The sequence below is a fragment of the Treponema primitia ZAS-1 genome (genome assembly GCF_000297095.1).
GTDB lineage: Bacteria > Spirochaetota > Spirochaetia > Treponematales > Breznakiellaceae > Termitinema > Termitinema primitia_A.
In genome coordinates this window covers 26,424-44,900 of the sequence record NZ_AEEA01000103.1, presented here as the reverse complement: position 1 = coordinate 44,900, position 18,477 = coordinate 26,424, and the positions used below count along the sequence as shown (strand labels likewise).

16 protein-coding genes and 1 tRNA gene are annotated in these 18,477 nt (G+C 54.6%); 14 read left to right on the top strand and 3 right to left on the bottom strand.

Annotation, left to right across the window (positions count from 1 at the left end; translation table 11 throughout):
• Nucleotides 1–58 precede the first annotated feature (58 nt).
• From TPRIMZ1_RS21155 to TPRIMZ1_RS0114165, 6 genes are read left to right on the top strand one after another with little or no spacing between them, the layout of a single operon-like run.
• Nucleotides 59–556 (top strand): 4Fe-4S dicluster domain-containing protein, encoded by a 498-nt coding sequence (locus TPRIMZ1_RS21155; protein WP_420082998.1) that lies wholly within the window; start codon nt 59–61, stop codon nt 554–556.
• Nucleotides 549–1,658, top strand: coding sequence for an RnfABCDGE type electron transport complex subunit D (locus TPRIMZ1_RS0114185; protein WP_232616840.1), 1,110 nt, complete (start codon nt 549–551; stop codon nt 1,656–1,658). Before TPRIMZ1_RS21155 ends, TPRIMZ1_RS0114185 begins: the two co-directional genes overlap by 8 nt.
• Nucleotides 1,645–2,127: a hypothetical protein gene (locus tag TPRIMZ1_RS0114180; protein WP_010261411.1), complete on the top strand. Its 483-nt coding sequence runs from the start codon at nt 1,645–1,647 to the stop codon at nt 2,125–2,127. The genes TPRIMZ1_RS0114185 and TPRIMZ1_RS0114180 overlap by 14 nt, the downstream gene beginning before the upstream one ends.
• On the top strand, nt 2,124–2,756 hold the full coding sequence (locus TPRIMZ1_RS0114175; protein ID WP_010261408.1) for a hypothetical protein: 633 nt from the start codon (nt 2,124–2,126) through the stop codon (nt 2,754–2,756). The genes TPRIMZ1_RS0114180 and TPRIMZ1_RS0114175 overlap by 4 nt, the downstream gene beginning before the upstream one ends.
• On the top strand, nt 2,756–3,418 hold the full coding sequence (locus TPRIMZ1_RS0114170) for a hypothetical protein (protein WP_010261406.1): 663 nt from the start codon (nt 2,756–2,758) through the stop codon (nt 3,416–3,418). The genes TPRIMZ1_RS0114175 and TPRIMZ1_RS0114170 overlap by 1 nt, the downstream gene beginning before the upstream one ends.
• Before the next feature lie 45 nt (nt 3,419–3,463).
• A complete protein-coding gene (locus TPRIMZ1_RS0114165) occupies nt 3,464–5,365 on the top strand; it encodes an alpha-amylase/4-alpha-glucanotransferase domain-containing protein (RefSeq protein ID WP_010261403.1) in 1,902 nt (633 codons plus the stop codon).
• A 466-nt stretch (nt 5,366–5,831) separates the two neighbouring features.
• Here TPRIMZ1_RS0114165 and TPRIMZ1_RS21025 read toward each other — a convergent pair whose 3' ends face one another.
• On the bottom strand, nt 5,832–5,957 hold the full coding sequence (locus TPRIMZ1_RS21025) for a hypothetical protein (protein ID WP_269775820.1): 126 nt from the start codon (nt 5,955–5,957) through the stop codon (nt 5,832–5,834).
• A gap of 14 nt (nt 5,958–5,971) precedes the next feature.
• Here TPRIMZ1_RS21025 and metG point away from each other — a divergent pair, with 14 nt between their 5' ends.
• Genes metG through TPRIMZ1_RS0114130 form a run of 6 tightly spaced genes read left to right on the top strand, consistent with a single transcriptional unit; the run spans nt 5,972 to nt 13,892 of the window.
• On the top strand, nt 5,972–8,419 hold the full coding sequence (metG, locus tag TPRIMZ1_RS0114155; protein ID WP_026043729.1) for a methionine--tRNA ligase: 2,448 nt from the start codon (nt 5,972–5,974) through the stop codon (nt 8,417–8,419).
• Nucleotides 8,419–9,519, top strand: coding sequence for a lipid II:glycine glycyltransferase FemX (locus tag TPRIMZ1_RS0114150; RefSeq protein WP_010261395.1), 1,101 nt, complete (start codon nt 8,419–8,421; stop codon nt 9,517–9,519). The genes metG and TPRIMZ1_RS0114150 overlap by 1 nt, the downstream gene beginning before the upstream one ends.
• Nucleotides 9,516–9,962 (top strand): hypothetical protein, encoded by a 447-nt coding sequence (locus tag TPRIMZ1_RS0114145; protein WP_010261393.1) that lies wholly within the window; start codon nt 9,516–9,518, stop codon nt 9,960–9,962. The genes TPRIMZ1_RS0114150 and TPRIMZ1_RS0114145 overlap by 4 nt, the downstream gene beginning before the upstream one ends.
• Nucleotides 9,963–10,018: 56 nt before the next feature.
• Entirely contained in the window at nt 10,019–11,530 is a 1,512-nt protein-coding gene (locus TPRIMZ1_RS0114140) for a type I 3-dehydroquinate dehydratase (RefSeq protein WP_010261390.1), read from the top strand.
• Between the two features lie 17 nt (nt 11,531–11,547).
• Complete coding sequence (locus tag TPRIMZ1_RS0114135) at nt 11,548–12,102, top strand: helix-turn-helix domain-containing protein (protein WP_010261387.1); 555 nt, start codon at nt 11,548–11,550, stop codon at nt 12,100–12,102.
• Between the two features lie 11 nt (nt 12,103–12,113).
• The gene (locus TPRIMZ1_RS0114130; protein WP_010261384.1) at nt 12,114–13,892 is read left to right on the top strand and encodes an AMP-binding protein; all 1,779 of its coding nucleotides are present in this window, start codon (nt 12,114–12,116) and stop codon (nt 13,890–13,892) included.
• A gap of 2 nt (nt 13,893–13,894) precedes the next feature.
• Here the strand turns inward: TPRIMZ1_RS0114130 and TPRIMZ1_RS0114125 are convergent, their stop codons facing one another.
• Complete coding sequence (locus TPRIMZ1_RS0114125) at nt 13,895–15,976, bottom strand: DUF4139 domain-containing protein (RefSeq protein ID WP_010261382.1); 2,082 nt, start codon at nt 15,974–15,976, stop codon at nt 13,895–13,897.
• A gap of 87 nt (nt 15,977–16,063) precedes the next feature.
• On the opposite strand from TPRIMZ1_RS0114125, the gene TPRIMZ1_RS0114120 reads away from it, so the two are divergent.
• Together TPRIMZ1_RS0114120 and TPRIMZ1_RS0114115 are read left to right on the top strand one after the other, a co-directional pair.
• Nucleotides 16,064–17,791 carry a sugar phosphorylase gene (locus tag TPRIMZ1_RS0114120; protein ID WP_010261379.1) on the top strand — a complete coding sequence of 576 codons (1,728 nt, stop codon included), beginning with the start codon at nt 16,064–16,066 and terminating at the stop codon, nt 17,789–17,791.
• A gap of 67 nt (nt 17,792–17,858) precedes the next feature.
• A tRNA-Pro gene (locus tag TPRIMZ1_RS0114115) sits at nt 17,859–17,932 on the top strand.
• Between the two features lie 235 nt (nt 17,933–18,167).
• On the opposite strand, the gene TPRIMZ1_RS0114110 is transcribed toward TPRIMZ1_RS0114115, so the two are convergent.
• Nucleotides 18,168–18,467 (bottom strand): HigA family addiction module antitoxin, encoded by a 300-nt coding sequence (locus tag TPRIMZ1_RS0114110; RefSeq protein ID WP_010261376.1) that lies wholly within the window; start codon nt 18,465–18,467, stop codon nt 18,168–18,170.
• Between the last annotated feature and the right edge of the window lie 10 nt (nt 18,468–18,477).

Genomic DNA, 18,477 nt, shown 5'->3' with positions numbered 1-18,477 from the left:
GGGAAATATCCTGCTTTTGGGGCCTGCCACTCTGGCGGCAATCCACGATGCGGTAAAGATGCGGCATCCGATTCTGGACCGGTATGTGGCGATCGGCGGTTCCGCAGTACAAAAACCTCAGGTAATGAAGGTACGGATCGGCGCCCGGATAGGGGATCTTTTTGAAGAATGCGGTGGGTTTACCGGTACGCCAAAACGAATAGCCACCGGTTCTCCCATCCTGGGCCGTATGGTGCAGGATCTGGATGAACCGGTTATAAAAACTACCTATGCGGTTTTTGCCCTTCTGGAAGATCAGCCCGGGGACGGTAAGGTCCGGCACTGTATCAGCTGCGGAGAATGCCGTGCTGTATGTCCCGTGGGGCTGGATCCGGAGGAGCTCTTTAAAGCCGCAGAAAATAATTCTTCCGATGCGGCAATGGAGGGCTACGGTCCGGTCATGGCGGGCCGCTGCCACGGATGCGGTTGCTGCGAGGTGTTTTGTCCTTCCCGGCTGCCGTTGAGTACGGTTATTACCAACTATGCGCGAGGGGAGTCCAAGTTTGCCGGTGAATAATACTATCAGATCCCATGGGCCGTCTCCCCAGCGGGTACTTTTTCAAAAACCCCAGGTAAACCTGGCCTGTTCAAGTTCGACCCGGATGTGGATGGTGAGTGTTTGTGCGGGGTTGGCAATTCTGCAATCCTCGATGACCGATTCCTTTGCTTCCCTGTTCGTTGCCCTTGCAGCGGTGGCCGGGGCATTGCTCACCGAATTGCTAATCGACAACATAGCCCTGAGGCGTTTTATCCTCCATGGAGGCAGCAGGGAAACAGGTCTGACTGGGGTGTACCGGGACGGCAGCGCCGTTGCCTCGGCCTTGATTTTGACCCTTCTCCTGCCCAATCAGATTCACCCGCTTCTGGCCTTTCTGGGTTCCATGTTCGCCATGGCGGTGATTAAACACAGCTTCGGCGGTCTGGGATGCAACTGGGTTAATCCTGCCTTAGGGGCATGGCTCTTTATCCGCTTCGGTTGGCCCGGGGCTTTCGCCGATGCCCTGAAGGATTCTTCCCTTGCTTTGCCGGGAACCCTGGCCCCTGTAATTTTCGAGCAAGAACCCCTGGATATATTTTGGACCTCCCTACTTAACAAAACAATTTTTTCCCTCACCTCTTCTGAATTGCCCGGGGGATATATCGATCTTCTGGTTTATTCCGGGCCGGGGATTATCGCGGAACGGGGACTTTTAGCCCTCCTTTTGGGCACGATTATCATTACCGCCTGCCGGATAAGTCGTTCCTGGATACCCATCTCCTATCTTGGAGTCTATTGCCTCCTCGTCAGGGCCTTCGGCGCCTTTCCCGTTGGGGGAGTTTTAGGCGGTGGGGATATGCTCTTTGGCCTTCTTTCCGGGGGTACCCTGGTGGCGGCTTTCATCCTGGCTGCGGATCCTTCAACGGGGCCGAAGTCCCGTATCGGCGTGTTAATCATCACTATTCTGGGGGGCGTCCTCAGTTTTGTATTCCGTTACTGGGGCTTTGAACCCTATGGCGCCTTCTTTGCGGTTGTTCTGCTCAATGCCCTGGTGCCCTTATTTCGTTACTTTGAAACCCGGATTTTCTATACCGGTACTTCCAACGAAGTTTCCCGTGGAGGTGTCGATGTTCAGCCTTAATTCCAAGTTGGTCTCCGGAAAACTTAAGGGACTGGGGATCTTTCTGGGGTGGATTGCCGGATTGTTTCTTATCGCCGGCCTTACCTGGTTCCTTACCCGCCCGGTGCGGACAAGGATTATCATTCGGAATATCAATAGTACCCTCCGCAATATGGAGGAGGGTCGGCAGCTGGAGGCGCCCTTTACGGCGGATAAATCGATACCCCGGTGGAAAGCGGGGAAGGCTGCCCAATTGGGAAGCTGGTATTCCCTGTACAACAGTGCAGAGAAGGCAGTGGTCTTTTCCATTATGGCGGAGGGGCTTCTGGCTCCCTACGTGATTTTTGTTTCCCCCTGGGGCGAGATGGGGCAACCCATACCCCTGGGCGCCCATTCCGCCCAGATCCTGGACCGGCTGCCCCAGGGGGTTCTTCATGCTTATATCAATCGTCTGGCAGCGGGAGAAGCCATCCTGAGGGAGAAAAAATGAACAATCGTACCCAATCCCCCCTTTTCTGGGGAACCAATGCGCCCCTTTCCACCATGATCAGCGCGGGGCTTATGATCATGGCCACAAGCCGTCTGGCCTTTGCTATCATCGCTGCCGGGGCACTTCTCTGGACCTATGGGTTGACGATATTGATACTGAGTTTCGCAAAGCCCATACTTCCCCAAAAGGGGCGGGAAATAGTCTGGATTTTCCTGTCCAGTTTTCTGGGAAGCCTGTATCTTCTGCTTATTTATTTTGCCAGTCCCTTTTTAGCCATGGAGACCACCTTTTTGATACTCCTTGCCCCCCTGTCCTGTATCGGTTCCGGGGTATGCAGCCGCTTGGAGGCGCTTGATCCCGAAGAATTCATCCTGACGGCCCTCTTGGAAGCCCTGGTTTTGGTTGGGATACTTATCGCTCTGGCATTAATCCGGGAACCCCTGGGTTTCGGTTCCTTTTCCCTTCCCGGCGGACCCCAGGGGATAATAACCCTGATATCCTTTGGTTCCTCCCTTTATTTTCCCGTACAGATTATCGCCGGTTCTTCCGGGGGGCTTCTGCTTCTGGGCTATGGCTTGACCCTATTTCGCCGGTTCAGAAACCGGTATATCCACACCGAGGAGAAGTGATGACAACCTTAGGTACCTTGGCTGTTCTTTCCGGCCTGACCTTAAACCTGTTACTTCAGTTCGGTCTTGGTATTTGTAGAATTATCGAACCTGAAGCTTCGGAATCCCCGGGAAAGCTTTCCGTCCCCTTTTGGGCCATACATTTTATATCCGTCCTGATCCTTTGGTTCTTTTTTACCTATGTGCTGAGCCCGCCGGCCTTTGGGTTTTTGGAATCCTTCCTGCTCTTTCCCGCTGCGGTGCTGATCTCTATGACCCTGGAACTGGTGTTTGTTTATTTTTTCCCCGATGGAAAATTTACCCTGAATAAGCCCGGCAGGACAAAGCGGGAAAGTTTTAGCCCCTGGAAGCTCGCTGAAAGTACCGGCCTAAACCGCGACGGAACCCCCCTGTCTTCCTACAATGGCCTGGTCCTGGCATCCCTGTTTCTGACCCTTCGCCTTGCGGTTTCACCGGTGGAAGCCCTGGTGCTTTCCCTGGGTTTTTCTCTGGGCTGCCTTGCCTCAACGCTGATCCTTCGGGAAATCAGTAAGCGTTCTTTCCTGGAAGCGGTGCCCGGAACTTTCCGCGGCTCTCCGCTGATGCTTATCTCCATGGGTCTGCTTTCTCTGATTTTTTCTTCCGTCTCGGCTATCTTTCTTAGGGCCCTGGGATTTTTTTAAGGTACGCTTTTCATGACGGGAAAAGTAGTTTACTATAAGCGATAAATGAAAGACAGGCTGAGTATTGTTTTAGGTTCCCATAATCATATCCCCTATGGCGCCGGTGATGATGAGGGTGAATATATCTACACTACCCGGCTAAAACCCTTTATTCAGACCCTGAACCAGTATCCCAAAATTCCCGCGGTTCTCCATTATTCCGGGGTTCTTCTTAATTGGTTGGAGGGTAATCATCCCGAATTAACCATGGTTCTGGGGGATTTAATTTCCCGCAAGCAAGTCGAGATCCTTGGGGGCGGTTTTTATGAGCCCATGATGCCCCTGATTCCCCAAACGGATAAGATTGGACAGATTGAAATGCTCTCCGCCTATCTCCGGAAGAAATTCGGCAAACGGCCCCAGGGCTGCTGGATTCCCGAAGCGGCCTGGGAGCAGCAGCTGGTGGGTATCCTTAACACCTGCGGCATGAACTATACCTTCCTGGAAGAGGAGCACTTTGTTTCCGCAGGGCTTTCCGGTCTTGCCCTGTGCGCCCCCTGTATCAGCGAGAACCAGGGGAAGATCACCACGGTCTTTCCCTTATCGGCCCGGCTGTGTAAGGCCTTTGCCACCCACGACACCGTATTCGTGCTGGAAAACCTTCTGAAGGAGTTCTCGCCGTCGGCTTTACCGGAAACCTCGCCCGGAGCCCTGCTTACCGTTTTTCTGGAACAGCTTTACACGGAAGATGCCGGGGAATCTCCGGAGACCAGTTACGGTCGTTTTTTTGAAGCCCTCTCCCGTTTTTCCTCCGATCTGACATTCACCACCCCGGGGAAATTTTATAAAACCCAGGAGCAGCTTAAAAAAGCGTATTTTCCCGGGGATCAGGAACGAAAATTTTTGATTAACTACCCTGAGTCCAACGGCATTTACGCTAAGATGATGTTTACCCATACCCTTATCAACCAACTGCGGGGGGACAAATCCCGGAAGCAGAACGCCAGGGAAGAGCTTTGGAAGACCCAGGGTTATGCCCTTTTCTGTGACACCGAAATCGGCGCTTCCGGCGGTATCCACCGGGCCTTCTTACGGAAAGCGGTATACAAGGCCCTTTTGGGCGCCGAAAAGATCTGCCGTAACCAGGGCAAATTTACCCCCTCCCTTTTAGCCTTTGATTTTGACCTTGATGGCTGTCCCGAATATCTCTTCCAGGATCGGAATATCAACTGTTATGTTAAAAGCGCCGGGGCCAGTATCTTTGAGCTTGATTATCTTCCCAAAACCTGGAACTACCTGGATACCTTCTCCGGGGCTCCGTACCGGAGGACCGCCTTTGCGGATCATTTAACCCCCCCGGAGTATTCCTTTAAGGATGCGGTGGACCATAGTTCCGAGGAAGCCCGGTTTGAGGGTACCCGTTTCTGCGGAAAGGAAAACTACGAACTTGTTGATATGGATCGTTCCCATGGGCGGGCCTGTTTTCACCTCCCCTCCGGGAAAAATTCCGCCAAAGACGGATTCTATCTGGATTTGATTGAAATGGAAAAGCTGTATCTCCTCAAGCAGGACACCCTGAGTGTTCACTACACCCTGATCAACCGCGGAAAAGCCCCGGCGGCCTTTAAGTTTATCCCCCGGATAGATCTTTCCTTTTCCGGTGATGGGGAGGAACTACTCAAAGTTTTCCGTTCCCACGCCCAGGACCCGGAGCCGGCGATCCGCGAAGGGGCGGAGATAAACAATATCCGCGGCATAGAGTTCCGGGACATAAAAAACGAACTTACCCTGAGCCTTACGGCGGACCGGGACTTCGACGGGTGGATCCTGCCTATCCGTACCCAGCTGAAAATACGGGATCTGGTGACAGATCAGTATCAGTCAACTTGTTTCATGCCGGTTATGGTACTGAATCTGGGGGCGGATGAACGTTGGGAAGCTGAGTTTAAGTTGAATATATCGCACTAATGCTTTTTCGGACTTGTCGGCAAAGACGGGCGTGGGGAGGGGCATCCCCACGCCCGCCGGTGTCACAGTACGAGAAGGCGCCAAACGATGTTATAACACACAGCATTACGAACAAGGAGAGTAAATGGCAAGTTTTTTATAAGCCATATTTTGCAATATACTTTTCTATGGATGCATCCATTTGTAAAACTGATTCGTTAATTACGGCGTCTTTTTTTTGGGTCAATCCAATTACTATTTTCAATGCGTATGTTGTTATACTTTTCCATTAAATTCTTAAAGCCTTGAAGCCCGCATATCCGGCGCCGGAAGATAGCCTAAACTTAGTTAGGCGCCTGCGGCTCCCGGGAAATACGCTCAAACACAGTCTAATCGTACAGGCGCCGGTGGGGGCGGGGGAGCCACGCGGCGGGATATTCTGGAATTCCCTGCTGGAGGAGACCCACAGGGGCTCCGTAAGCAGACTCTACAGGCATCCCGCAGTGGGGCTCCCCCGCCCCCACCGGCGTTTTTCCGATTCGCCCGTCTCGATGTCCCAGCGTATTTCCCGGGAGGGATTTTCCGGGAGCTTGTAAAATACCGCTATTTTCACTACAATAAGTCCTTATGAAGCGAAGACTAATTACCTCAGCCTTACCCTACGTGAATAATGTCCCCCATTTAGGCAACCTGATCCAGGTCCTTTCCGCCGATGCCTTTGCCCGGTTCTGCCGGCTTAGGGATTACGATACCCTCTATATATGCGGTACCGACGAATACGGTACCGCCACGGAAAACCGGGCCGCGGAGGAGGGGATAGGTCCCCAGGAATTGTGCGACCGTTATTACGCTATCCATGCGGAAATTTACCGCTGGTTCAATATCGGTTTTGACAAATTCGGCAGAACATCCACGCCGATTCAGACCGAAGTTACCCAGGATATCTTCAAAAAACTGGACGCCAATGGGTATATTACCGAGCAGACCATCGAACAGCTCCACTGCGGGCACTGCGACCGCTTTCTGGCGGACCGCTACGTCCGGGGCGTCTGTCCCCACTGCGGCTATACCGATGCCCGGGGGGATCAGTGCGAGTCCTGCGGGAAACTTTTGGACCCCACGGAGCTCAAGGAGCCGCGCTGCTCCGCCTGTGGTTCCACCCCGGTGCTGAAGTCCACCAAACATCTCTATATCGATCTGCCTAAGCTCAAGGACCGGCTGGAAAGCTGGATCAAGGAAGCCTCGGTTAAGGGCTTCTGGTCCAATAACGCCATACAGATGACCCAGGCCTGGATTCGGGATGGGCTGCGGGAACGGGCTATTACCCGGGACCTCAAGTGGGGCATACCGGTGCCCAAGAAGGGCTATGAGAATAAGGTGTTCTACGTCTGGTTCGATGCGCCCATCGGGTATATTTCCATCACCGGGAATCTGGGGGCGGAAACTACCAAGTCCCAGGACTGGCGGACCTTTATGGATGACTGGTGGAAGAATCCTGAAAACGTGGAGCTTTTCCAGTTTATCGGCAAGGACAATATTCCCTTCCATACGGTGATATTCCCTTCAAGTATGCTGGGGAGCGGAGATACATGGACCATGCTCCACCATATGTCCAGTACGGAGTACCTCAACTACGAAAGCGGAAAGTTTTCCAAAACCCGCGGGGTAGGGGTTTTCGGCACCGATGTGATGGAAACCGGTATCGACGCTGATATCTGGCGTTTTTATATTTTCTACAATCGGCCGGAAAAGGCGGACACCCTTTTTACCTGGAAGGATTTTCAGGAGAAGGTCAACGGAGAGCTGATCGGCAACCTGGGCAATCTGGTAAACCGGACCCTGTCCTTTGTAACCCGCTACTACGGCGGAAAGATCCCCGGTACGGGCCTTTTGGCTGCTGGGGGAATTCTCCTTCCTGAAAATACCGCCTTCTGGGATACGGTTCGTAACTACGAAGCGGCTATTACGGCAAAGCTGGAACGGGCGGATCTCCGGGACGCCCTCCGGGAGATCTTTGAGCTTTCATCCTTCGCCAATAAAACGTTCCAGGATGGTGAACCCTGGCGGCGGCGGAAGGGCGAGAAGGGGGACAGCGAAGGTCCGGCGGCGGCGGAAGCGTTGATCCGGGACCTTTGCCATGTGGTTCGGGATATCGCCGTGATGATCGAACCCTATATGCCCCAGGCGGCGGAACGGATAGCCTCCTTTTTCGGCTTGAGCATTGGGAAAAAGAAACAGGGCGGCTTGCTGCCGAATATCAAACTGCCGGCGCTTACCGCGAAGATACCGGAACTCAAGATGATTCTTCCCCTGGATAAACTGATTACCTGGGAGGATATTGGCCATAGTACGGGGCTCCACGAGGTGGTAACGAGCGAAGTGCTCTTTACCAAGCTGGAGGATGAGCTGATAGCGGAACTGCGGGAACGGTATTCAGGCAGTCAGAAGGAACGCCAGGCCGCCAGCCAGGCCGCGGCGGAAAGGGAAGCCGAAAAGGCCGCCGCCCCGGTGAGCAAGGCCCCGGCGCCCGCCACGCCGGAACCGGCCGAAATTCCGGCGATTCCCGAGGCGGAACTGCCCGCAGCGTTTGTGAAGACCCTGGACCTCCGGGTTGCGGAAATCGTACGGATAGAACGCCACCCAAAGGCGGATAAACTCTACATAGAAACCCTGGACATTGCCGGGGAAGAGAGAACCATTGTTTCCGGTTTAGTTCCCTTCTACAAGGAAGAGGAGCTGCTCCACAAACATATCATCGTGGCCTACAACCTCAAGGCAGCCAAGCTCCGGGGAGTGGAAAGCCGGGGTATGCTCCTGGCCGCTTCGGACAAGGACGGGGAGGGCAATGAGCGGGTGGAAGTGCTGGACGCAGGGGATATTCCCACGGGGACCCGTATCGGCATTGAAGGCCGGGAACTCCCGGAACCGGAGCTTCCGGGAGAAATCACCATAGATACCTTTTTTACCGTACCAATCCTGGTTACGGATCACCATGTATGTGTCGGCGGTAAAACCCTTAAGGTGGGCAGTATCCCTATCAGCACAAAAACTATCGCCTCAGGCGAGGTTCATTGATGTCCGTTTCTGAAACAAGTGTTCTCCGGAAGTACCGCGGGATTGTTTCTGCGGATCTTGCCCGTTGTAACGAAGCTGCCTCCTTTCTGCAATCGGGGTTTTGGGGCAGCTTCAAGGCCCGGTTCGGCTGGAATGCCCGGTCTTTCCTGGTTAGCTGGGAGGGCGGTGGTGGGGAATTAATCGATCTGCCCCTCCTGGTGATACGGCGTCCCCTGGCCTTTGGAATTTCCTTTGCCTATGTACCCTGGGGTCCCGAACTGCCGCCGGATTTTTCCCCCGGCGATTCGGAAAAAAACGAATTGCTGCGGGAACTTGCCCTGGGCTTGAAAGTGCTTCTGCCGGAAAATACCGCCTTTATCCGTTTTGATCCCCCCTGGTATACGGTCGGGGCGGAAACTCCGGCGCCTCCTATCTACCCCCCATTTTCCCATTCCGCTGCGGATGTGCAGCCCCCGGATACGGTGCTGGTGGACCTCTGCCCTCCGGAAGAGGATATCCTCAGCAGGATGAAGCCCAAGTGGCGTTACAATATCAAGCTGGCGGAAAAGCGGGGGGTGCAGGTTCGGCATACCGGGGCGGAGGAACTGGATACATTTTATACCCTCTTCCGGGAGACCGCCAAACGGGATGGTATAAGCATCCACAGTATCGGATACTATCAAACCCTGTTTGCCCATTGCGCCGAATATCCCGGCCAGGAATTGCGGCTCTACCTGGCGGAACATAATGGAAAAACCCTGGCTGCCAACATTGTGCTTTTCCGTAACAGTATTGCTACGTACCTTTATGGCGCCAGCTCCAATGAGGAACGGAACCGTATGGCCAGCTATGCCCTCCAGTGGAAGGCCATGGAGGATGCTAAGGCCCTGGGCTGTACCCAGTACGACCTGTTTGGTATTCCCCCCGGCGCCGATCCGAAGCATCCCATGGCGGGGCTCTACCTTTTTAAAACCGGTTTTGGCGGCCGGATCATCCACCGTCCGGGAAGCTGGGACTTTACCTACAAGCCCCTGGTCCGGAGGGCCTTTAGCGCCGCCGAAGCCCTGCGAAAAGGGATCAGAACCATTAAGAAGAAAAAGCGGGGGAAGAATTCTCTATGAGAAGAATCGCAGTTCTGCTGTTCGTTTGCTCCGCCCTTCCGCTGTGGGCGCAGGTGAATTTTGGGGAAGGGAATGACCGGGATCCGAATGCGGCCATAGGCCTTACCCTGGCCATGGTGTATGCCCGCTTTGGAATTCCCGAATCGGTTTACGCAGTCCGGGGCGCCGAAGAATGGCAGGACGATGTGGTTTTCGTATATAATGACTGGGATCTGTATATTTACCGGGACCGGGTTTGGCAGCTTGGATTGAAATCCGCCTATGGTATAAACTTGGGGGATCCTGCGGGGGTAGTTTCCCTTGCCCTGGGAGAGGGGGTGCAGACCTATAACGGGTATCTGCTGTACGCGCTCCCTTCCCGGTCATGGCCGCTTCAACTGCGGATTAACCTTGACGCCGCAGGAAAGGTGGCGGCGATTTTTATATACCGTTCTGACTTTTGAAACTAAAGTTTCTTGAAACTAATGTTTCTGAAAACTAATGCTTTCTAGGGGTTTGTATGGCAAAAATATGCCTTTGCTTGACCGGAAAAACTTTCGCCAAAAATTTAGAGGTACTGGAAAAGTATCGGAAGTACGTGGACATAGCGGAACTTCGGGTGGACTTCCTTGATCCCGACGAACGGTTTCTGATCCGGCGTTTCCCGGAATTGGCGGGTCTGCCGGTTATTCTGACCATACGGCGGCTTATGGACGGCGGAAACTTTGTGGGCGGCGAAGGTTCCCGGATCGCCCTGTTTTCCAAGGGTCTGGCCTTTGCGGAAGCGGACAGGCGGCGTAATTTTGCCTACGTGGATCTGGAGGATGATCTAAACGTTCCCAGCCTTGAAGAGGCGGCCCGTACCTTTGGTACCCGGATCATCCGCTCCTACCATAATATGCAGGGTATTGGCGAAGATCCGGCGGCAAGGCTGCGGAACATGCTCCATGTGGGCGATGAAATTGCCAAGGCGGCGGTGATGCCCCAAAGCTTTGAGGATGTGCGCAGGGTTTATCAGGCTGCCCGGGAAACTGCGGGTATGGAGAAGATACTCCTTTGCATGGGCCATCTGGGGATCAGTACCCGCATACTGGCGGAATACATGGGCTGCTACCTTAGCTATACTACGGCCATGGGGGAGAAAGATTTCCCCCCAGGAGCCCCCGGCCAGTTGAGTCCCCGGGATTTGGTAGAACTTTACCGGTTCCGGAACGTCACCCCAAAAACTAAGCTGTTCGGGATCCTGGGCTATCCCCTTAATGTTACTTCCAGCCCCGAATTTTTTAATACGGTCTTCAGCTCGGAAAAGATCGATGCTGTTTACGTACCCTTCCCATCGGATTCCGTTGAAGCCTTTATGCAATTGGCCGGAGAGATAAACCTGGCGGGCGCCTCGGTTACTATCCCCTATAAGGAAAAGGTACTTCCCTATCTGGGCCATAAGACCGCCGAGGTTGAATCCCTTGGCGCCTGCAATACCCTGATATGCGGTCCCCAGGGCTGGTCCGGGGCTAATACGGATACCCATGGTTTTTCCGATTCCCTGCTGGCGTTTACCGGCAAAAAGGATTTTAAAAGAATGCGGATCACCATCATCGGTTCCGGCGGGGCGGCCAGGGCGGCAGCGGCGGAGGTTTTCCGCCTAAAAGGAAAAGCCCTGGTCCTGAACCGCACTCTGGTCCACGCCCGTGAGCTTGCTGCGCTCTACCGCTTTGCCTGGGGCGGTTTGGATGGCCGGGGGGCGGAGTTGATGAGCGGCTACAATGATATTATTATTCAAACTACATCCGTGGGGATGGATCCGGATTTAGAGGGGGATCCCCTGGAACTATATTTCTTTAACGGGACCGAGGTGGTGATGGACCTTATCTACAAACCGGAACGTACCCGGTTCCTCACCAGGGCTGCGGCTGCGGGTTGCAAAGTTTTAAACGGTCATGATATGCTGATACGTCAGGCAAAGTATCAGTATTCCTGTTTTTTTGGCAAGGAGTATCCCTCCAAGCTGGTATCCCGGGAATGGATAAAATAATAGAAGGAGGAGCTGCTATGGCGGAAGAGAAGGGAGAAATCGCTGCCCGTGTACGGGTGCTGCGGGAAATTGAAGGTATTTCGGCGGAAGCTCTGGTTAAAGAACTGGGCTTTAACCTTAGCGAGTACCGGAGTTGGGAGTCCGGGGAAGTGGAATTCCCCGTGGGCTCCTTGGTAGAAATAGCCGGCCGTTTTGGGGTTGACCTGACAGAATTAGTGTTGGGCGCCCCTTCCCGGCTTAAAACCTACTGTCTTACCCGCGCAGCCCAGGGGCCGGAAGTTATACGCCGCCCCATGTACACTTACTGGAATCTGGCCTACAATTTTCACCATAAAAAAGGGGAGCCCTTTTTGGTGGAGGCCAATGCGGATACGGAACTGAAAGCCCTGAACCTCAATACCCACCCGGGCCAGGAATTTGACTATGTCCTGGAGGGTCGTCTTTTAATTTCCATCGGAGGCCATGAAATGGAACTTGGCCCCGGGGATAGTGTTTATTACGATTCCAACGAGCCCCATGGCATGAAAGCTATTGGGGGAAAACGGGCCCGGTTTCTTGCCATGGTCCTTTAGGAGGCGCTGCGATGCTGGAAAGATTTTTATCCCGTACCGAATTTGATTCCTACGAGGATTACTACGCGAACTATGCTGTGAACATTCCGGAAAACTTCAACTTTGCCTGGGATGTTATGGACATCCGGGCGGCGGAAACCCCCAATGACCGGGCTATGGTATGGTGCGACGAGTTTGGCGCCGAGGCGGAGTTTAGCTACGCCGATATCAAGCGGCTTTCCGACAAGGCAGCAGCCCTGTTCACCGCCGCCGGTATAGGCAAGGGCGATCCGGTAATGCTGATCCTCAAGCGCCGCCACGAATACTGGCCCATCATTTTGGCGCTCCATAAGATCGGCGCCATCTGTATTCCCGCTACCCATCTCCTCACCACGAAGGATATGGTGTACCGCTGCGATGCTGCGGATATCGCCGCCATTATCTGTGTGGACGATGAACAGGTGATGCTCCGTGTTGATGAAGCCGCAGAAAAGCTGCTGAGCACATCGGGGAAAAAGCAGGCCCTGCGTTACAAAGCTTTTGTCCGCTCGGTACACACCCCTGCTGATGTGCAGCCCGCTGAACGGGCTAAGCAGACAGCCGCCAAAGCGGGCCTGAACTTACCCGCCGGTTCTTTCCCCTGGGTAGATTTCAGGGATATCTGGGAAAAAGCCCCGGCGGATTTCAAAAGACCCCAAAAAGTGAACACCAACGATGATATTATGCTCCTCTATTTTACTTCGGGTACCACCGGTATGCCGAAGATGGTACAGCATAACTTTGCCTATCCCCTGGGGCATATACTCACCGCCAAATACTGGCACCAGGCCGTCCCCGGGGGGCTGCACCTCACGGTGGCGGAAACAGGCTGGGCCAAGGCTGCCTGGGGAAAGATCTACGGGCAGTGGCTTGTGGGGACCGGTATTTTCATCTACGATTACGACCGCTTTGTTCCCCAGGCGATGTTAAAGGTTATCGCCAAGTACAAGCTTACTACCTTCTGCGCTCCCCCTACGGTATACCGCTTTTTTATTAAAGAGGATCTGTCAAAATACGATTTTTCATCGCTTAAACATTGTTCCGTGGCAGGGGAACCCCTGAACCCGGAAATTTACGAACAGTTTCTCGCAGGTACGGGGCTCAGGCTCCACGAGTGTTACGGTCAGACGGAGCTTACGGTGGTGATGGCCACCATCTTCCCCTGGCTGGAACCCAAGCCCGGTTCCATGGGCAAGCCGTCCCCGGGCTACGATATTGACCTGCTCCGGGAAGACGGCAGTTCCTGCGCCATGGGGGAGGAGGGGCAGCTTGTAGTCCGCACGGACAAACGCCGCCCGGACAGTATGTTCGGCGGTTACTACCGGGACGAGGCCCTCACGAAAAGTGTGTGGCACGATGATGTCTACTATACCGGGGATGTTGCCTGGCGGGACGAGGATGGCTACTACTGGTTTGTAGGACGCTCCGATGACGTGATAAAAAGCTCGGGCTACCGCATTGGCCCCTTCGAAGTGGAAAGCGCCCTCCTGGAGCATCCTTCGGTGCTGGAGTGCGCCATCACCGGGGTACCCGATCCGGACCGGGGAACCGTGGTTAAGGCCACGGTAATCCTTGCCAAGGGCTGGACCGCTTCGGAGGAACTGAAGCTGGAGCTCCAGAACCACGTAAAGAAAACCACCGCCCCGTACAAATACCCCAGGATCATCGAGTTCGTCACTGAGCTCCCCAAGACCATCAGCGGCAAGATCCGCCGGGTCCAGATCCGGGCGGAGGATTCCGGTAAACCTGATGGGGATCTTCCGTCGGAATAAGGTTACAGCTTAAGCTCGCCCAGATATGCCTCGTAGGCTGTCTGGGCGGCTTGGGTATCCTTGCGGGCGGTATCGACTTGAGCAGAAAGCGCATCGATTTCGCTGTCCATGGCAACCAGCCGCTTGAGGTATTCCTGGCCCTGGGGAGTTTGGTTACCCGCCGCTTCCAGGTTACGGCGTATCCGGTCCTGTTCGGAAATCCGGTAGCTCCGCTGTTCCTCAAGTTCCGCCTGATCCGCCCGGGCGGTGTCGGCGATCCGCTTTAGTTCTATGGCCCGCTGTAATGCGGTGCGGACATTGGCGGGGATTTCCTGGTTTGAGGCATAGGCGGCGAACATTTCGGCCTGGAGCTGGGCCAGGATGATCCGCTCTTCCCGGGGGCTTTCTTCCCGCACCGTAATGGTAAGTTCCCGTTCCGCCGGTAATGTCACGCTAAAGCGGTACACCGAATCGGTGCGCTCATCAAAATCTGCGGGCATGGCCAGATCGGTTCCGGGGGTAATGGGATGCTCCAGGATGAGCCGCTTCCGCTCCCCCGCAGCGTTACTAAAGGTATAAGTTTTTTCGAAGGTGATTCTCCGGGAGATGGACATAACACCGCCGCTGATGGTTATCCCCCGCAGGGATTGTGAACCGGATACGATCACCGCGCCGGACACGGAAAGGTCATCACCATAGGAGATGAGCCGCTTTTCTCCAACCGGGAAAAATTCTATCAGGGCATCCCCGGCGTAGGAACCGCCGTCAAAAACCGTGATGGGCCCCGCGGGGAGCTTCATCCCCGTGGTGTTGGTAATCTCCGCGCTGATAGCCGGGTGGAGTATGCCCCCCCGTGAAGCTTTGGCCCCGTCAAAAACCAGGGTTTTTTCCACATCCAGGGTTCCCTCCACCAGGGGAAACATGGCGCTCTGTTGACGCTCCAGGGTAATGCGCTGGGGCAGGGTAAACTCAAACTGATCCCCCAGTTCCCGCCCCCGGGCGGTTTCCGCCGTCCCGCCTGCAACACTTTGCCGCACCGAGTTGTACGCCGCTGAGGGGGAGGCAGGCGCGGGAGCTTCCCGCAGCATCTTTGCCCTGGGTGCAAATTCCTGTTCTTCCGTAACCATGGAATCAGCTTCCGCTGCCACAGGGTTATTCCCCCAGCCGGAATCGTAGGTACGCGCCTCGGCGATCCCCGCGATAGCCAGGGGCAGGGTCGGCCGGTACAGGTAGTAGGGCGGGTAGAGATTCTGCACAAAGGAAACCGGACGGCCCGTAACCAGGGAGAGTTCCACGTTGGTCCAGTCGGTATCCCCGTCGTTGTCCACAATAGCCCAGCCCTGGAGCAGGGCTTTTTCCGGGTTTAAGTCCAGGCGGTAGGAAACCTTCCACACCGGCGCGGGGATAACATAGCTGAGGGAAACGGTACGGCGACCGGCGCCCGGCAGGGAGATGGTCAGCAAACGGGTTTCCGCTTCCCGGGATGCCAGGAGAAGGTCCAGGGCCCGGTTAAGATCGTTGTTTATTTGGGGGTCGGTAAAGGAAAAAGAACTGATGTCCTTGACCGCCATGACCCGTATGCCCTGGGGGGTAACCAGGGAAAGCCAGGCTTCCCGAACCGGTTCACCGTAATAAGCGCCATCCCGAGCCTGAACATCCGCCCGGCGGTACTCAACTCCCAGGATACGCCCGGTTACTGCAGCGGGGGTATTCACCTGGAGCTCCGCTCCCCGGAGGTTTTCCAGTATCGCTGCGGCCCCGGGGTTTCCCGAAAGGTCGATCCGCAGACTCCGCAGGGTACGGTAGAGGGTCTGCTCCGATGGGTAGCGTACCGAAGGGGAACTTGAACCGGGATCATTGATTACCAGGGACTTTAGGGCGTCATTTACCGCCCCTTGGTTGAAGGGGAGGGGAACGGCCAGGTCGCCGGAAATTTCCCCCCCATGCTCAAAGTAGGCTACCCCGGAGGAAAAGAGGGATATTTTACGGAGGGGAATCGTCGTTTCTGTACTCTGGTCCTGAATAGCCTGGGCAAAAGATCCGGTCCCATTCAGGATAAATGGCAGAATTGCCAATAGGGTAAACAATAAATTTGGTTTTTTCATTACTTTATGTCCTTGTATCATCTATTATCGTCTATAATATACAACAAGCGGCGATTAGGCAATTCAAATGGAAAACAGGGGGCTCTAATGGTAAATGCGGACAAAAAAGAAGCGCTGGAAAAGCTTTTAGGTTTCATCTATGGTGAAGAAACGGGCCGGGAAACCTATGCGGAGCTGCTTGGATTGTTGAACAGCGTCAAAAGCGGCCCCGGGCTTACCATGTTTACCCATAAGGACGCCTTCCTGATAAGTTACGGCGATATGCTTGCCCCGCCGGCGGACAAGAGCGGGGAGAAGGATACCGGCCTGGCCAGGCTGGGAAAATTCCTGGAGCGCCGCAACCGGGGGAGCTTTAGCTATCTGCACATCCTGCCTTTTCACCCCTATACCTCGGACGATGGTTTTTCCGTGGTGGACTACCGGCAGGTGGATGATCGTTTTGGTTCCTGGGATGATATAGCAGCCCTGGGCGGCCGTTTTAAGCTGGTCTTTGATTTCGTGGTGAACCACGGCAGCGTCCAAAGCGATTGGTTTCAGGGGTTCCTCGCCGGTGACAAGAAGTATGCGGGATGGTATACCACCCGGCCTAAGGACTACGATGCTTCATCCGTGGTACGTCCCCGTACCAGCCCCTTGCTTACCCCGTTTATACGTAAAGATGGTTCGGAAATATACGTATGGACCACCTTCAGCGCCGATCAGGTTGATTATGATTTTAGTAATCCTGCGGTGCTGTTAGAATTTATGAAGATCTTCCTGGAGTTCGTCCACCGCGGCGCCCGGATCGTCCGGCTTGACGCCATCGGCTACCTGTGGAAGGAGGACGGTCATCCCTGCCTCCACCACCCAAAAACTCACGCAGTAGTAAAACTGTTCCGGGCCGTCGCGGAAGCCCTGGACCTGGATGTGCTGATACTCACGGAAACCAACGTACCCCACCCCCAAAACGTGGCCTACTTCGGCGATGGCGATGAAGCCCACATGGTTTATAACTTCGCCCTGCCGCCCCTGGTGCTCCATGGTATGCTTTCCGCCGATGCCGGCCCCCTGCGCGCCTGGGCGAAAACCCTGCCGCCCCCCGGGAAGGGCTGGTTCTTTCTCAACTACCTGGCAAGCCATGACGGGGTAGGGGTGATCCCCGCTAAAGGCCTGGTGGATGACACCGCCTTCGCCGCAACCGTCGAGGAGGCCAAGAAGCGGGGCGCCCTGGTAAATTACAAGAACACTCCGGAAGGTCCCATCCCCTACGAGCTGAACTGCTCTTACCTCAGTATTACTGCGCCCCCATCCCTGGGCTCAGCGGAAATCCGCGCCCGCGCTTTTCTGGCTGCTCAGGCGGTACTCCTCTCCCTATCCGGCCTCCCCGCGGTGTACTTCCACAGTTGGATAGGCTCCGAAGCCTGGACGGAAGGCCCGGAACTGCTGGGCTATAACCGGGCTATTAACCGTGAGCGCCCCCCCATAGACCGGGTGGAAAAGGAACTGGACGAAAGCGGTTCCCTCCGCTCCCTGATAAACAACGGCATTAACCGGCTCCTCCACTTCCGCCAAGCCGAGGAAGCCTTTTCCCCCAGGGCGCCCCAAAAAGTCCTGGACACCGACGGCGCAGTATTCGCCCTATTACGAGGGCCGGCGGGTAAACGCTGGGTCCTCTGCATCCAGAATATGGGGGCGGAACCCGCCGTACTCAAGGTCCGGGTGAACGGGCTTTCGGCGGACCTTTTCCCGGACGAAATAGCCCTGGAACCCTGGGAAACCCGGTGGATAGCCTGCGGGGACGGGGACAGCCGGGAGATTTCGACGGCGAAAGGCTGAGAATACGCGTTGACATACTGTGATTTTTTATGATAAAGTCCTTTTTACTAGTGTGTATGCACTTGTTCGGGTAATAGCGCAGTTGGTTAGCGTACAAGTCTGGGGGACTTGGGGTCCCCGGTTCGAATCCGGGTTGCCCGATTAAGGGATCTTAGCCCTATGGCCGTAAGTCTTTGTAATACAAGGATTTACGGCTTTTTCTTTTTGCGGCGTTGTCATTGACCGGTATGCGGTGCGGAGAACTCCAAGCCTTAAAAAAGCAAAATATCTATTCGGACCATATTGATGTCGAACAATCATTACTTTATCAGGTTGTACTGTCCGCCAAACTGTGGTAAGTCTATATTTTTTTCTGGTTTTTCGTTTTTGTCATTATCTACACAGCTGCCTTTAAAGGCTTTATCTGTTTCAAGATATGCTCAATTTTACGCTTTGCTAAGGTTGTCTCAATATGCTCCTGAAAGCGGAGGAAATAACCTTCTGAAAGGCCAAACAGTTTGGTCAGGCGTAAATCCGTATCGGCGCTGATACCTCGTCTACCATTTACAATATCAGTTATACGGTTGGGAGGAACATCAATAGCCCGTGCCAATGCGTTCTGTGAAAGTTTCCAGGGCTCTAAAAACTCCTCTTGCAGATACTTACCAACATGGTCAATTTGAATATGTTCATCCATAAAAACTCCT

Coding starts and splice junctions, on each gene's coding strand:
- TPRIMZ1_RS0114135 (WP_010261387.1), top strand. CDS start 11,548: ATGGCGGAAGAGAAGGGAGAAATCGCTGCCCGTGTACGGGTGCTGCGG.
- TPRIMZ1_RS0114110 (WP_010261376.1), bottom strand. CDS start 18,467: ATGGATGAACATATTCAAATTGACCATGTTGGTAAGTATCTGCAAGAG.
- TPRIMZ1_RS0114130 (WP_010261384.1), top strand. CDS start 12,114: ATGCTGGAAAGATTTTTATCCCGTACCGAATTTGATTCCTACGAGGAT.
- TPRIMZ1_RS0114175 (WP_010261408.1), top strand. CDS start 2,124: ATGAACAATCGTACCCAATCCCCCCTTTTCTGGGGAACCAATGCGCCC.
- TPRIMZ1_RS0114150 (WP_010261395.1), top strand. CDS start 8,419: ATGTCCGTTTCTGAAACAAGTGTTCTCCGGAAGTACCGCGGGATTGTT.
- TPRIMZ1_RS0114165 (WP_010261403.1), top strand. CDS start 3,464: ATGAAAGACAGGCTGAGTATTGTTTTAGGTTCCCATAATCATATCCCC.
- TPRIMZ1_RS0114180 (WP_010261411.1), top strand. CDS start 1,645: ATGTTCAGCCTTAATTCCAAGTTGGTCTCCGGAAAACTTAAGGGACTG.
- TPRIMZ1_RS21155 (WP_420082998.1), top strand. CDS start 59: ATGCGGCATCCGATTCTGGACCGGTATGTGGCGATCGGCGGTTCCGCA.
- TPRIMZ1_RS0114125 (WP_010261382.1), bottom strand. CDS start 15,976: ATGAAAAAACCAAATTTATTGTTTACCCTATTGGCAATTCTGCCATTT.
- TPRIMZ1_RS0114120 (WP_010261379.1), top strand. CDS start 16,064: ATGGTAAATGCGGACAAAAAAGAAGCGCTGGAAAAGCTTTTAGGTTTC.
- metG (WP_026043729.1), top strand. CDS start 5,972: ATGAAGCGAAGACTAATTACCTCAGCCTTACCCTACGTGAATAATGTC.
- TPRIMZ1_RS0114140 (WP_010261390.1), top strand. CDS start 10,019: ATGGCAAAAATATGCCTTTGCTTGACCGGAAAAACTTTCGCCAAAAAT.
- TPRIMZ1_RS0114145 (WP_010261393.1), top strand. CDS start 9,516: ATGAGAAGAATCGCAGTTCTGCTGTTCGTTTGCTCCGCCCTTCCGCTG.
- TPRIMZ1_RS0114170 (WP_010261406.1), top strand. CDS start 2,756: ATGACAACCTTAGGTACCTTGGCTGTTCTTTCCGGCCTGACCTTAAAC.